Source organism: Massilia luteola, assembly GCF_034420155.1.
Lineage (GTDB): Bacteria > Pseudomonadota > Gammaproteobacteria > Burkholderiales > Burkholderiaceae_D > Telluria > Telluria luteola.
Genome location: NZ_JAXOFN010000022.1, coordinates 32,042 through 46,197 on the forward strand (window position 1 = coordinate 32,042; position 14,156 = coordinate 46,197).

A 14,156-nucleotide genomic window follows, 5' to 3' on the forward strand; every position below is an offset into this window, starting at 1 on the left:
TTTACCTCCTTATGCCAAGAGCGTTCGCTTGCGATACACAAAAGTGGTCCACGCCTGACAAAGGCGGGACCGATGAAAAACCCCATCTGTCGTCAAAATTACGTGAAAAGCGATCATCATGGCGCCCGCGAGCCTTGCGGAAACATTGTGGATGCAGTCAGGTTTCGGTGGCGACGTTGTTGTGATACTGTATATATCATCAGTAAAAATGCCGCCGCGGCGATGCCGGGGGCGGGTCACGACGTTATAATGCCCGCATGAATCTCCTCGACAACCTGAACCCCGAACAACTGGCCGCCGTCACGCTGCCGTCCCAGAGCGCCCTCATTCTTGCGGGCGCCGGGTCCGGCAAGACGCGGGTGCTGACGACCCGCATCGCCTGGCTGATCCAGACCGGGCAGGTGTCCCCGGCCGGCATCATGGCCGTGACCTTTACCAACAAGGCCGCCAAGGAGATGCTCACGCGGCTCTCGGCGATGCTGCCGGTGAATACGCGCGGCATGTGGATCGGCACGTTCCACGGCCTGTGCAACCGCCTGCTGCGCACGCACCACCGCGACGCCGCGTTGCCGCAGACGTTCCAGATCCTCGATTCGCAGGATCAGCTGTCGATGATCAAGCGCATGCTCAAGGCGCTGAACGTGGACGATGAAAAGTATCCGGCCAAGGACCTGATGTACTTCATCAACAACGCCAAGGACCGGGGCCAGCGCGCGCACGAGGTCGAAGCGTACGACCACGTGCAGAAGCGCATGGCGGAGCTGTACGATTTCTATGACCAGCAATGCCAGCGCGAAGGCGTCGTCGACTTCGCCGAGCTGCTGCTGCGCTCGTACGAACTGCTGCAGCGCAACCACCCGCTGCGCCAGCATTACCAGATGCGCTTCCGCCACATCCTCGTCGACGAGTTCCAGGATACCAACGACCTGCAGTACAACCTGCTGAAGCTGCTGGCCGGCCACGGCGAGCAGCGCGGCGGCGCCATCTTCGCCGTCGGCGACGACGACCAGAGCATCTACGCGTTCCGCGGCGCCAATGTCGGCAATATGCAGGCGTTCGAGCGCGACTTCGAAGTGAAAAACCTGATCAAGCTGGAGCAGAACTACCGCTCGCACGGCAACATCCTCGACAGCGCCAACCACCTCATTTCGAACAATGCGAAACGCCTCGGCAAGAACCTGCGCACGGACGCGGGCCAGGGCGAGCCGGTGCGCATCTACGAGGCGTCGTCCGACCTCGAAGAGGCGCAGTGGATCATCGACGAGGCCAAGAGCCTGATGGCCGAAGGCGTCAGTAAAAGCGAGATCGCCGTGCTGTACCGCTCCAACGCGCAGAGCCGCGTGATCGAGCACGCGCTGTTCGCGGCCGGCCTGCCGTACACCGTGTACGGCGGCCTGCGCTACTTCCAGCGCGCCGAGGTCAAGCACGCCATCGCCTACCTGCAGCTGATGGACAATCCGCACAACGATTCCGCGTTCATGCGCGTCGTGAATTTCCCGACGCGCGGCATCGGCGCCCGTTCGATCGAGCAGTTGCAGATGGCGGCGGAAAGCTATCGCGTGTCGCTGTACGCGGCCGTGCCCTACATGACGGGCAAGGCCGGCACGGCGCTCGGCAACTTCGTCAAGCTGATCGAGAGCGCGCGCTTCGAGACCCAGCAGCTGCCGCTGCCGGAGATGGTGCGCGTCGTGCTCGAGCGTAGCACGCTGCTGGCGCACTACGGCAACGAAAAAGAGGGCCAGGAGCGCATCGAGAACTTGCAGCAGATGGTCGGCGCCGCCACCCAGTTCGTGCAGGAAGAAGGTTTCGGCACGCAGGCGCCGGCCCACCTCGGCCCGCAGGCGCTGGCCGCGAGCGGCACGGCGATCGTGGACGGCGACGGCATCGACGTGCTCGACGCGGACGCGCCGCTGTCGACCGTGATGTCGCCGCTGTCCGCCTTCCTCGCGCACGCGTCGCTGGAGGCGGGCGACGCCCAGGCGCAGGCCGGCCAGGAAGCGATGCAGCTCATGACCGTGCACTCGGCCAAGGGCCTGGAATTCGACGCCGTGTTCATCACGGGCCTGGAAGAGGGCCTGTTCCCGCACGAGAGCAGCGCGCGCGAGATGGATGGCGTCGACGAGGAACGCCGGCTGATGTACGTGGCGATCACGCGCGCGCGCCAGCGCCTGTACATGAGTTTTACGCAGCAGCGCATGCTGCACGGCCAGACGCGCTTCAACATGAAGTCGCGCTTCTTCGACGAGCTGCCGGAGCACGCGCTGAAATGGCTGACGCCGCGCGTGCAGACGAACTGGTTCGCCGGCCGCAAGTCGACGACGGCCTGGGACGACGCCGATTTCCGCGAAGGCGGCAGCGACAACCAGATCGCCAAGCAGATCGCGCAAAAGTCCAGCAGCGGCAACGGGACCGGATGGCGCATCGGCGAGTCGGTGAATCACGCGCGGTTCGGCGAAGGTGTGATCGTCAACATCGAGGGCGGCGGCAGCAACGCGCGCGCGCAGATCAATTTCGGTGCGGCGGGGATGAAGGTGCTCGACCTGTCGGTGGCCAAATTGGAGCGCGTCGGCCGATAAATTGGCCGTTGGGTGGGCGCCCCGTGCCCACGCGCATGCATGTGATGCGCAAACGCCCGCGTGGGCGGAGGCCGCCCACCCAACGTTGGATCGTGTAATCGTAGGGGGGGCGCGGCCGGCGCAGGCACCCCGTGCCCGCCATCACATCGGCATCACGCCGGCTGCGGCGCCTTGTCGACCGGCTTGCCGAAAATCGTGCGATACCCCGCATACATCGCGCATTGCAGCAACAGCACGAACAGGAAGATCAGCCACATGAGCACGACCCGCCCCAGCGCGGCGTCGCCGAACACCAGGGCGGCGAGGATGCACACACCAAAGAAAATGGCGAACCAGGCCGCCAGCAGCACGAGGAACGGGCGCGCCGTGCGGATGACGGCGAAGAAGCTGTAGAACGTGGCCTTGCCCGGCCCCATGTGCTTCCAGTAGGTGAGCGGGGCGGCGAAGCACAGTGTCACCAGCACGGCCACGTCCAGCAGGAACACGCCGAACAGGGCCAGCAGGTGCGACGCCTGGATGTCCGGCGGGGTCTTGGCGTCGGGCCGGGGCATCATCTGCATGAGGACCTCGGGCGGGATCGCCAGGCGCGTGATCACCATCATCAGCAGCGACACGCCCAGGTAGACGAGCCCGAGCTTGCACAGCGCGGCCAGCGCCGGCTGGCGGAAGCCTGTCAGCAGCACGGCCGGGGTCACCCGGTCGCCGTTCTCGATCATCAGGCAGGCCTGCATGAAGGCCATCGAGAACGACGGAATCAGCACGACCGCAAGCACCGAACCCAGGAACGGCACGGCCGACAGGCCGATGCTGAACAGGATGTTGGCGAAGAGGAGCGTCGTCAGGGCTGCGGGCTGTTTGCGGAACAGGCCGATGCCTTGCTTCAGCCACTCCCATCCGGTACGTGCGGGTAAATCGTTCATGCTGTGAGGTCGGGGGCGCCTGTCGCGATACGCTCGCGCAGGACTCTTTCGAAGTGGGTGGGATCGTGCGGGGTCAGCATTTCGGCCTCGCGCGGACGGTAGAAGTCGTACAGGCGCGACAGCCAGAAGCGCAGCGCCGCCGCCCTCAGCATCGGCTGCCACGCCGCCTGGTCGGCCGCCGTGAACGGACGGACGGCGTGGTAGGCGCGCGTCATGGCCAGGACGCGCGCCGCGTCGAGGCGGCCGCTGTCCTGGTCGATGCACCAGTCGTTGACGGTGACGGCGAGGTCGAACAGCCAGGTGTCCCAGCCGGCAAAGTAGAAATCGAAGCAGCCACTCAAGCGTTCGCCGACGAACATCACGTTGTTGCGGAACAGGTCGGCGTGGACGGGACCGCGTTCCAGTTGCGCATACGTGGTGCCGGCCGCGAAGTCGCGCTGGAATGCCAGTTCCGATTGCAGCAGCGCGGCCGTGTCCGCGGCTAGCCAGGGCAGGACCTTGGGCACCGTCTCGACCCACCAGTCCAGCCCGCGCAGATTCGGCTGGTGCAGCGGGAAGTCGCGTCCGGCCAGGTGCATCCGCGCCAGTATCGCGCCCACTTCGGCACAATGGACCGGCTGCGGGTCCATCTGCGAGCTGCCGTCGAGCTTGCTGACGATGGCGGCAGGCTTGCCGTGCAGCGCTACCACCAGCTCGCCGGCTTCGTTCGCCACGGGCGCGGGCACGGGGATGCCGCGCTCGGCCAGGTGGCGCATCAGCTGCACGTAGAAGGGCAGTTGCTCGAAGTCGAGGTTTTCGAAGACGGTGAGGACGTACTCGCCGCGTTCCGTCGTCAGGAAGAAATTACTGTTTTCGATACCGCTCGCGATACCCTTGAGCGCGACGGCTTTACCAAGAGGAAACTGCTTGATCCACTGGGAGAGGTCATCCAGCGTGACCGGGGTGAAGACTGCCATTGTATAGGAAAGAAAAGTCGCTGTAGCGGCCACGCGGGGTGGCCGGTCCTGTTGACGGCTTACTTCTTCTCAGGCGCGGCGGTAGCCGGCATGGGAGGAGGCGGCGGCGCGTCGGCCGTCGTCGGGGCATTGGTGCCGGATTCGCTCGTGGCTTTCCGCTTGCCCGACAGGTCGAACTCACCCACCTTCCACTGCGGCGCGCGGATCGAATTCGTCTGCGCGTTGCCGGGCTGGGTGTTCGGTTTCATGTAGTAATGGCTGCCACCGGGCGTGGTGACTTCGACTTCGGTGACCTGGCCGCCGTCGCGGGTTTCCTTGATCTGGGTGCCGCGTTTCGGCGGAATACTGGTCGCGGGCACGTCGCTCCCCGGTTCGATGCGCTCGAGCTTCGGCGGCGCCGGGCTGGGCGTCGGCTGCGGCGCCGACTGCTGGGCCGCGGCCGATCCGGCCTGGGTGGCCAGGAACAGCGCGAAAATGGCGAGGCTGGAAGAGGTACGCGGCATGATGGTCACCTTTGTCGTTTAGTCCATTGTAACAAACGGCGCCACTTCCCTGTGAAAAGTGTGGCTTCGTCCCCATCTGGATGGCATCGCCGGCGGTACTGCCGGCTTATCTTTTTTCTACCCTGTTTCTGCGATAATGGCGCACGTTTTGCCGTGCCGCCGCGGCCCACTCTCGATTCTGCCCTATGGACAATACCCTGCTTCTCGTCGACGGTTCCAGTTATCTCTATCGTGCGTTCCACGCGCTGCCCGACCTGCGCAGCCCGGACGGCTACCCGACCGGCGCGATGCATGGCATGGTCAACATGCTGCGCCGCCTGCGTGCGGACTTCCCGGCCGCGTACATCGCCTGCGTGTTCGACGCCAAGGGCAAGACGTTCCGCGACGACCTGTATCCGGAGTACAAGGCCACGCGCGCGTCGATGCCGGAAGACCTGGCCAAACAGATCGAGCCGATCCACGAAGTCGTGCGCCACATGGGGTGGCCGATCCTGATGGTGGAGGGCGTCGAAGCGGACGACGTCATCGGCACCCTCGCGGCGCAGGCGACGGCGCGTGGTCTGAGCACCGTCGTCTCGACGGGCGACAAGGATCTCGCCCAGCTCGTGAACGACAAGGTCATGCTGATCAACACGATGAGCAACGAGAAGCTCGACGAGGCGGGCGTGCTGGCGAAATTCGGCGTGGCCCCGAACCGCATCATCGACTACCTGACCCTGATCGGCGACACTGTCGACAACGTCCCCGGCGTCACCAAGTGCGGTCCCAAGACGGCCGTGAAGTGGCTGGCCCTGCACGGTTCGCTGGACGGCGTGATCGAAAACGCCCACAGCATCACGGGCGCCGTCGGCGAGAACCTGCGCGCCGCCCTCGACTGGCTGCCGAAAGGCCGCGAACTGATCACCGTGAAGACGGATTGCGACCTCGTGGGCCACATCGTGTCGATCGAGGAAACCCTCGTCGGCCGCCCCGAGGACAAGGAGGCGCTGCGCGACTTCTTCCAGCGCTATGGCTTCAAGACCATGCTGCGCGAGATCGGCCCCGGCAACGCGGCCAAGTACGGCGCGCCCGGCGCGCCGGCACCCGCCCTCAATTCGCCGGAAGGCACGGGCGCCACCCAGCCGGGCATGCCGATCATCAAGGGCGAGTACGAGACCGTCACGACGATGGACGCGTTCGAGCGCTGGCTGGACCTGGTCGACAGGGCGGCGCTGACGTCGGTCGACACCGAGACGACGTCGCTCGACCCGATGACGGCGGAAATGGTCGGCATCTCGCTGTCCGTCGAAGCGGGCAAGGGCGCGTACATCCCGCTCGCGCACCGCTACGCCGGCGTGCCCGAGCAGCTGAACCGCGAGGACGTCCTGGCGCGCATGAAGCCATGGCTGGAAAACCCGGGCAAGCCGAAACTGGGGCAGAACCTCAAGTACGACAGCCACATCTTCGAAAACCACGGCGTGAAACTGCGCGGCATCGTGCACGACACGCTGCTGCAATCGTACGTGTTCGAATCGCACAAGCCGCACGACATGGACACGATGGCGCTGCGCCACCTGGGCTATACGACGATCCCCTTCGTCGACGTGTGCGGCAAGGGCGTGAACCAGATCTGCTTCGACCAGGTGGAACTCGGCCGCGCGACCGAGTACGCGGCGGAAGATTCCGACATCACCCTGCGCCTGCACCAGGCGATGATCGGCCACGTGGAAAGCGACGAAGGCCTGAACCATATCTACCGCAAGATCGAACTGCCCACGTCCGTCGTGTTGCAGAAGATCGAGCGTAACGGCGTGCTGATCGACGCCGACAAACTGGCGGCGCAGTCGAACGAGCTGGCGGCGCGCATCATGGAACTGGAGCGGCAAGCGTATGAGCTGGCCGGCGGCCCGTTCAACCTCGGGTCTCCCAAGCAGATCGGCGAGATCTTCTTCGGCAAGCTGCAGCTGCCGGTGATCAAGAAGACCGCGACCGGTGCGCCGTCGACCGACGAAGAGGTGCTGCAGAAGCTGGCCGAGGACTATCCGCTGCCGAAGATCCTGCTGGAGCACCGCGGCCTGTCGAAGCTGAAGTCGACGTACACCGACAAGCTGCCGAAGATGGTCAACGCGAAGACCGGCCGCGTGCACACGAACTACGCGCAGGCCGTCGCCATCACGGGCCGGCTCGCGTCGAACGATCCGAACCTGCAGAACATCCCCGTGCGCACGGGCGAGGGCCGCCGCATCCGCGAAGCGTTCGTCGCGCCGCCGGGCAGTGTGATCGTGTCGGCCGACTATTCGCAGATCGAGCTGCGCATCATGGCCCACATCTCGGAAGACGAGGCGATGCTGCGCGCGTTCGCGGCCGGCGAGGACATCCACCGCGCCACCGCCGCCGAGATCTTCGGCGTGGCGCCGGACGAGGTGGGGAGCGAGCAGCGGCGCTACGCGAAGGTCATCAACTTCGGCCTGATCTACGGGATGAGCGCCTTCGGCCTCGCGCAGAACCTGGGCATTGAACGGGGCGCCGCCAGCAACTACATCGAGCGCTATTTCCAGCGCTTCGCGGGCGTCAAGCGCTACATGGACGAGACCCGTCTGCTCGCCAAGGAGCGGGGCTATGTCGAGACGGTGTTCGGCCGCCGCCTGTGGCTCCCCGAGATCAACTCGCCGAACGGCCCGCGCCGCGCCGGCGCCGAACGGGCCGCGATCAATGCGCCGATGCAGGGCACGGCCGCCGACCTGATCAAGCTGGCGATGATCGCCGTGCAGGACTGGATCGAGAAGGAGGCCCTGGCAACGCGCATGGTGATGCAGGTGCACGATGAACTGGTGCTGGAAGTGCCGCAGGACGAGCTCGATCTCGTCAAGCAGAAGCTGCCGGCACTGATGGGCGACGTGGCCACGCTCAAGGTGCCGCTCGTGGCCGAAACGGGTGTGGGCAGCAACTGGGAAGAGGCGCACTAGTAGGGTGGACGGCACAGCCGTCCACCCTACGCGCCGAGGAAGTCCTCGGCCAGCCGTGCGACGGCCGTCGTCGCCAACAGGTCGTAGTGCGTCGTCCCCGGCACGACGGCCAGGCGCGCCGTGGCGCGCAGCGAACCGTCCAGGCCCGCGTCGCGCTGCCCGCCGCCGAGGGCCCGATACAACTCGACGATGTGTTCCAGCGTGACCGCGTCCGCATCCGCGAACACCAGCATCGTCCGAGCCCCGATGGCGCCCACCTGCGGCATCCAGTCGTAATCGCGGCTTTGCAGCTCGCCCATCTTGCGGAACGCCGTTTCCCAATTCACTTCAGGATACCGCGCGCCCAGCGGCGACTTCGCCACCTGGGCGCCGATCTGCGCCGCTTGCGTGTCCATGTGGTCGAACGCGGTGCGCACTTCCGGATAAAAGCCGGCGCGCTTCGCCGCCGCCGAGACGACGATCAGCCGGTCGACGGCGTCGGGATGGCGGATCGCCATCTGCAGCGCGACCCCGCCGCCAAACGAATAGCCCAGCAGGTCGGCATTGCCGAGATCCAGTTGGCGGATCACGGCCGCCACGTCGTCCGCCAGCGATTCGAAGCGCAGCGGGCGGTCCACGTCCGGCGTGTGCCCGTGGCCCTGCAGGTGGATGGCGATCACACGGCGGCCCGTCGCCAGCGCGGCGATGTTCCGGCCGAATACCTCGCTGGCCATGATCCCGCCGTGCAGCAGGACCAGGGGCTTGCCGCTGCCTTGTTCTTCCACGTGGACCTGCATGCCGTTGACGGTGACGCGTTGAGGAGTGGTGGTATTCATGACGTTCCTTGCGCGGTTGGAGGAATGCCATGGAGGATACGCAGCCATATTATGTTGTCAAACATAACTTGTTCAATATCTATGCGTACAGGATAAGTCGTGTTTACACGACAACAAAATGCTGCAGCTGTAAGCAGACGTTTCAATGTGCGCTGCCTAACATAAAAATTTCCCATGGGAATGTAGATTGGACTGACCGTCCGTGATGAGACGGGCATCCATAAAGGCAAACACCATGAACAAGACATTCCACCAAGCCGCACTGCTGGCAGGCAGCGCCCTGATCGCCACGTCCCTCGTCGCATGCGGCGGCGGTGGCGGTGGTTCGGGCACGCCGGCGCCGACGACGACGTCCACCGGCACCTTGAGCGTCGCGCTGACCGACGCGCCGGCCTGCGGCTTCGATGCCGTCAACGTGACCGTCAACAAGATTCGCGTCAACGCCAGCGCGAGCGCGAGCGATACGGATGCGGGCTGGACCGACATCACGCTGAATCCGGCCAGGAAGATCAACCTGCTGAACCTGACGAACGGCGTGCTGGACACGCTGGGCCAGACGCCGCTGCCCGCCGGGCATTACTCGCAACTGCGCCTCGTGCTGGATGCGAACGGCGGCAGCGGCCTGGCCAACTCGGTCGTGCCGACGGGCGGGACGGAACAGACGCTGACGACGCCGAGCGCCGTCCAGAGCGGCATCAAGCTGGCGAAGGAATTCGACGTCGCGGCCGGCCAGCAGGTCGACCTGGTGCTCGACTTCGACGCGTGCAAGTCGGTGGTCACGCAAGGGAAGGGCCGTTACCTGCTGAAACCTGTCGTGAAGGTGGTGCCGACGGCGGCCGTCGGGATTTCCGGCGTCGTCGCGACGGCGCTGCTGGGCAGCCACGTCACCGTGTCGGCGCAGCAGAACGGCGTCGAGATCGGTGCCACGGTCCCGAACGCGACGACGGGCGAGTTCTTCCTGTCGCACCTGGCCGCCGGCAACTACGACGTGGTCGTCACGGCCGACGACCATGCCACCGGCGTCGTCGGCGCCGTGCCGGTCGCGGCCAGCGGCAGCACGGTGCTGAGCAGCGCGAGCGCGCCGCTCGACCTGCCCGCCAGCGCGATGGGCTCGATCGCGGGCACGGTGACCCTGCCGGCGAATGCCGCCGAGGCGGCGTATGTGGCGGCGAAGCAGACGTTCGCGGCGGGACCGACCGTGACCGTCAAGTATGCGGGCGCCGATGTCTCGACCGGCGCCTACACGATCGCCAACCTGCCGGTCGCGGCACCCCGGTATGCGGCGTACAGCGCGACGTTGCCCCTGACCTTCGCGACGGCGACGACGGTCTTGCCGGGCGCCGGCAAGTACCGCGTCGAGGCCAGCGGCACGGGCTATACGACGAAGGCGATCGACGCGGTCGACATCTCGACCGCCAACGCGACCAAGGTCGACTTCACGCTGGCGCCGTAAGCGCCGCCCGCTGTGCGGCGCGCCGGCGCCGCACAGCGGGCAAGCGTGACGCGGATGGCGCTGCTAACATGGCAGGCCTGTCACCCGCGAACGAAAGATGCAAATGAACGACAACGCAAGCGCCGGCGATGGTTTTGCGGCAGCCGCCCGGCCCATCGCAACCCAGTCCGTGATCCACACCGATACCGAAGGCCTGGCCGCCGGCCTGGCCAGCCTGACGGTCGACGGCCAGGCGGTACCCGTCTACCACGCCCGTCCGGCCGGGCAGGACAAGCTGCCGGTGGTGATCGTCGTCTCCGAAATCTTCGGCCTGCACGAGCACATCGCCGACGTGGCGCGCCGCTTCGCCAAGCGGGGCTACCTGGCGCTGGCGCCGGATCTCTTCGTGCGCCAGGGCGACCCGTCCACCATCCCCGACATCACGACGCTCATGGCGCGCATCGTCCGCAAGGTGCCGGACGCCCAGGTGATGGGCGACATCGACGCCTGCGTGGCGTGGGCCGGCCGGAACGGCGGCGACGTCGACCGTCTCGGCATCAACGGCTTTTGCTGGGGCGGGCGCATGACGTGGCTGTACGCGGCGCACAACCCGCGCGTGAAGGCGGCCGTGGCGTGGTACGGCAAGCTGGTGGCCGCGCCGAATCCTCCCGGCCAGCCGCATCACCCCATCGACGTCGCGCCGGCGCTCACCGTGCCCGTGCTCGGCCTGTACGGCGCGAAGGACACCGGCATCCCGCTCGCCACGGTCGAGAAGATGACGGCCGCCCTGGGCCAGGGAACCAGCGATTCCGCGATCGTCGTCTACCCCGACGCCGGCCACGCGTTCAACGCCGACTATCGCCCGACCTACAACGCGAAGGCTGCCCGCGACGGCTTCGCCCGCGCGCTGGCCTGGCTGCGCGAACACGGCGTCGTCTGACGGCGCCACGCCCGTCGGGTTACAATCAGCGGTTTGCGCCCGAGGGCGTGTGCATCCGCGCGCCCCAAGAAAAAGAAGAGGCTTCAAGATCGACCCGATTCTCATCTCCATCCTGCTGGCCACCGGCCTGGCGGGCGTGGTCAGCATCACGGCCGCCGCGGTGTTTTCCTTTGCCTTGCTGACGAAAGTCGTCGAACGCATGGTCAGCCTGTCGGTCGGCATCATGCTGTCGACTTCGCTGCTGCACGCCTTGCCGGAAGCGTTCGAATCGAAGGCCGATACGCATGCGCTGTTCGCCACCCTGCTGGGCGGACTGCTCGCGTTCTTCCTGCTGGAGAAGGTGGCCCTGCTGCGCCATTCGCACCACCACGAGGGCGACGGGCACCACCACGCCCACGGCCACGACGCCATGCAGGCGGGACGCGCCGGCTGGATGATCCTGATCGGCGACGGCATGCACAACTTCACCGACGGCATCCTGATCGCGGCGGCGTTCCTGGCCGATCCGCAGCTGGGCATCGTCACGGGCGTGGCCATCATCGCCCACGAGATCCCGCAGGAGATCGGCGACTTCATCGTGCTGCTGAACGCCGGTTTCTCGCGCGTGCGCGCCTTCGTGTTCAACCTGTTATGCAGCCTGCTGGCCGTGCTGGGCGGGGTGCTCGGTTATGCGACGCTGGACCGCGCCAGCAACCTGATTCCCTACGTGCTGGTGTTCGCGTCGTCCGGCTTCATCTACATCGCCGTCAGCGACCTGATGCCGCAGATGCAGCGCCGCGCCACCGTGCGCGATTCGATTCCGCAGGTGCTGTTGATCGGGCTCGGTGTCGTCGTCGTCTTGTTCCTGACGCACGGCCATTAAGATACGGATCACGGCGGGATCCCTGCGCCTGCCGGTTGACAGGGCGATTCCTTGCGTCCTATGCTGAACCGTAACCTGAACGGAGGCGAGCATGGGAAGGCTGCTGAATCAACTGGTCGTGGCATTGCGCGACAAGCCGTCGCGCTTCGGGTACGTGCTCATGGCGCTCGTGGTGACGGTCGTGCTGTTCACGCTGGCGGACTTCCTGCCCGCTCCGTACGACTTCAGCCATTGATTCCGAACGGTGGCACGCGGCTTGTGAACGTCGCCCCTGCGCAGGCAGGGGCCCAAGTTTCATGCGCAGCGGCAGCGCTCTCAAAATTGGGTCCCCGCCTGCGCGGGGACGACGGCGTGACGCGGGGACGCCGGGGTGGCGCGGGGACGCCGGGGTGACGCAGGAGCGACGGAATGATCAGGCGGCGCCCGTCGCCACCGCGCGCTTCGGATCCGCCGTCCATTCGCTCCACGATCCCGGATACAGCGCCGCGCCCCGCAACCCGGCCACTTCCAGCGCCAGCAGGTTGTGGCACGCGGTCACGCCGGAGCCGCATTGCATGATGGCGTCCTTCGGATCGCCCACCGCCACCCCCAGCTCCGCCTTCAGCTGATCCGGCGCCTTGAAGCGGCCGTCGGCCTGCAGGTTGTCCTTGAAGAAGCGGTTCTTCGCGCCCGGGATATGGCCGCCGACCGGGTCGATCGTCTCGTTCTCGCCGCGGAAGCGGTCCGGCGCGCGCGCGTCGACGATGGTCTTGCCGCCGTGTTCCACGTTGTGCAGGACCGCGGCCACGTCCACCGTCGTCACGAGGGACGGGCGGGCGGCAATGCTGCCGCGGGCGCGCGGGGCCGGCGCATCGGCGACGACGGGTTGTCCCGCCGCCTGCCACGCGGGCAGGCCGCCATCCAGCACGGCGACGGCGTCATGCCCGACCCAGCGCAGCATCCACCACAGGCGCGCGCCGTACATGCCGCCGTGCGCGTCGTACGCGACGACCTGGGTATCGTCGTTCACGCCCCAGCCGCGCAGCAGTTCGATGAACGCCTCCTTCTCCGGCAGCGGATGGCGGCCGCGGAAGTTTCCCGCCGCGTCGCGCTTGGCGCCCGACAGCGCCGTTTCCATGTCGGCGAAGACGGCGCCCGGGATGTGGCCGGCCGCATAGGCCGCACGGCCGGCGGCGAGGTTCATGAGGTCGTGGCGGCAGTCGACGACGACCCAGTTCGGGTCGGCGACATGCGCTGCCAGTGCGGCGGGTTCGATCAGGGTCGTGAAGCTGGACATGGCACTCCTTTATTCGGTGACGATGGGGTCGAGTTCCTTGACGACGGCGCCGCGCGCCGTGCGCGTCGTATTGTAGAACGTCGCGGCGATCCCCGAGAGAAGGATCACGCCCATGCCCAGCCAGACGTGCCAGTCGAACACGTCGCCCCACAGCACCATGCCCCACAGGCTGGAAAAGATGATGCCCATGTACTGCAGGTTGGCGACGACGAGCACCTTGCCGATGCGGTAGGCGCGCGTCATGGCGATCTGGGCGATCAGGCCGCTGGCGGCGATCCCCGCCAGCAGGCCCATGCCGTGCCACGATTGCGGGCGGAACGTGCTCATGCCGTTCCCCAGCAGCGAGCCGACGAGGCCCGCGACGCCCATCGTGACGGAAAAATAGAACACGACGCGGTATTCCGGCTCGCCCATCTGGCCGAGGCGGCGCACCTGCATGTACGCCATGGCGGCGATCACGGACGAGGCGATGGCGACGACGCCGCCGATCCACTCATGGGTCGCGACGGCGGGACGCAGCACGAGCGTCACGCCGACGAAGCTCATCGTGATCGCGAGCGCCAGCGGCCATTCGGGCAAGCCCTTGCCGCGCCACCAGCCAATGAAGAACATATACGTGGCGAGCCAGATCGGCGCCATGTAATTGAGGGTGACGGCGGTTGCCAGCGGCAGCTTGGCGATCGCGTAGAACCACAGCCACAGCGAGACGACGCCGACGACGCTGCGCCAGAGATGCTCTTTCGGGAACGATGTCTTGAACGAACCGCCCTGCAGGCGAATCATCGGCAGCAGCAGCAGGGCGCCGATGAGGCCCCGGTACATCACGATTTCCGACGTCGAGTAGAGCGAGGAGGCCAGCTTCACGCACGCGCCCATGGCGGCGAACAGGAAGCTGGCGACCAACATCCAGAGTGGGGCCATCAGCTGGACA

The 14,156-nt window shown here is 66.4% G+C and carries 12 protein-coding genes; 6 read left to right on the forward strand and 6 right to left on the reverse strand.

The features are described from left to right. Nucleotides 1-257: 257 nt before the first annotated feature. Nucleotides 258-2,576 (forward strand): UvrD-helicase domain-containing protein, encoded by a 2,319-nt coding sequence (locus U9J41_RS20485; protein ID WP_322404013.1) that lies wholly within the window; start codon nucleotides 258-260, stop codon nucleotides 2,574-2,576. A 152-nt stretch (nucleotides 2,577-2,728) separates the two neighbouring features. On the opposite strand, the gene U9J41_RS20490 is transcribed toward U9J41_RS20485, so the two are convergent. From U9J41_RS20490 to U9J41_RS20500, 3 genes are read right to left on the reverse strand one after another with little or no spacing between them, the layout of a single operon-like run. Next, complete coding sequence (locus U9J41_RS20490) at nucleotides 2,729-3,496, reverse strand: BPSS1780 family membrane protein (protein WP_322404014.1); 768 nt, start codon at nucleotides 3,494-3,496, stop codon at nucleotides 2,729-2,731. After that, a complete protein-coding gene (locus U9J41_RS20495; protein WP_322404015.1) occupies nucleotides 3,493-4,452 on the reverse strand; it encodes a homoserine kinase in 960 nt (319 codons plus the stop codon). Before U9J41_RS20495 ends, U9J41_RS20490 begins: the two co-directional genes overlap by 4 nt. Before the next feature lie 59 nt (nucleotides 4,453-4,511). Beyond that, nucleotides 4,512-4,955 carry a DUF2782 domain-containing protein gene (locus U9J41_RS20500; protein WP_322404016.1) on the reverse strand — a complete coding sequence of 148 codons (444 nt, stop codon included), beginning with the start codon at nucleotides 4,953-4,955 and terminating at the stop codon, nucleotides 4,512-4,514. A gap of 185 nt (nucleotides 4,956-5,140) precedes the next feature. On the opposite strand from U9J41_RS20500, the gene polA reads away from it, so the two are divergent. Next, complete coding sequence (polA, locus tag U9J41_RS20505) at nucleotides 5,141-7,900, forward strand: DNA polymerase I (protein ID WP_322404017.1); 2,760 nt, start codon at nucleotides 5,141-5,143, stop codon at nucleotides 7,898-7,900. Between the two features lie 26 nt (nucleotides 7,901-7,926). On the opposite strand, the gene U9J41_RS20510 is transcribed toward polA, so the two are convergent. Next, on the reverse strand, nucleotides 7,927-8,715 hold the full coding sequence (locus U9J41_RS20510; RefSeq protein ID WP_322404018.1) for an alpha/beta fold hydrolase: 789 nt from the start codon (nucleotides 8,713-8,715) through the stop codon (nucleotides 7,927-7,929). A gap of 235 nt (nucleotides 8,716-8,950) precedes the next feature. Here U9J41_RS20510 and U9J41_RS20515 point away from each other — a divergent pair, with 235 nt between their 5' ends. The 4 genes from U9J41_RS20515 (at nucleotide 8,951) to U9J41_RS20530 (ending at nucleotide 12,184) form a co-directional block, all read left to right on the forward strand. After that, nucleotides 8,951-10,168, forward strand: coding sequence for a DUF4382 domain-containing protein (locus U9J41_RS20515; protein ID WP_322404019.1), 1,218 nt, complete (start codon nucleotides 8,951-8,953; stop codon nucleotides 10,166-10,168). Nucleotides 10,169-10,271: 103 nt separating this feature from the next. After that, nucleotides 10,272-11,087: a dienelactone hydrolase family protein gene (locus U9J41_RS20520; protein WP_322404020.1), complete on the forward strand. Its 816-nt coding sequence runs from the start codon at nucleotides 10,272-10,274 to the stop codon at nucleotides 11,085-11,087. Between the two features lie 112 nt (nucleotides 11,088-11,199). Then, complete coding sequence (locus tag U9J41_RS20525; protein ID WP_322404094.1) at nucleotides 11,200-11,949, forward strand: ZIP family metal transporter; 750 nt, start codon at nucleotides 11,200-11,202, stop codon at nucleotides 11,947-11,949. Nucleotides 11,950-12,040: 91 nt separating this feature from the next. Next, a complete protein-coding gene (locus U9J41_RS20530; protein WP_322404021.1) occupies nucleotides 12,041-12,184 on the forward strand; it encodes a hypothetical protein in 144 nt (47 codons plus the stop codon). Between the two features lie 177 nt (nucleotides 12,185-12,361). Here U9J41_RS20530 and U9J41_RS20535 read toward each other — a convergent pair whose 3' ends face one another. Both U9J41_RS20535 and U9J41_RS20540 read right to left on the reverse strand, forming a co-directional pair. Next, complete coding sequence (locus tag U9J41_RS20535) at nucleotides 12,362-13,225, reverse strand: sulfurtransferase (protein ID WP_322404022.1); 864 nt, start codon at nucleotides 13,223-13,225, stop codon at nucleotides 12,362-12,364. Between the two features lie 9 nt (nucleotides 13,226-13,234). Beyond that, nucleotides 13,235-14,146: a DMT family transporter gene (locus U9J41_RS20540; RefSeq protein WP_322404023.1), complete on the reverse strand. Its 912-nt coding sequence runs from the start codon at nucleotides 14,144-14,146 to the stop codon at nucleotides 13,235-13,237. Between the last annotated feature and the right edge of the window lie 10 nt (nucleotides 14,147-14,156).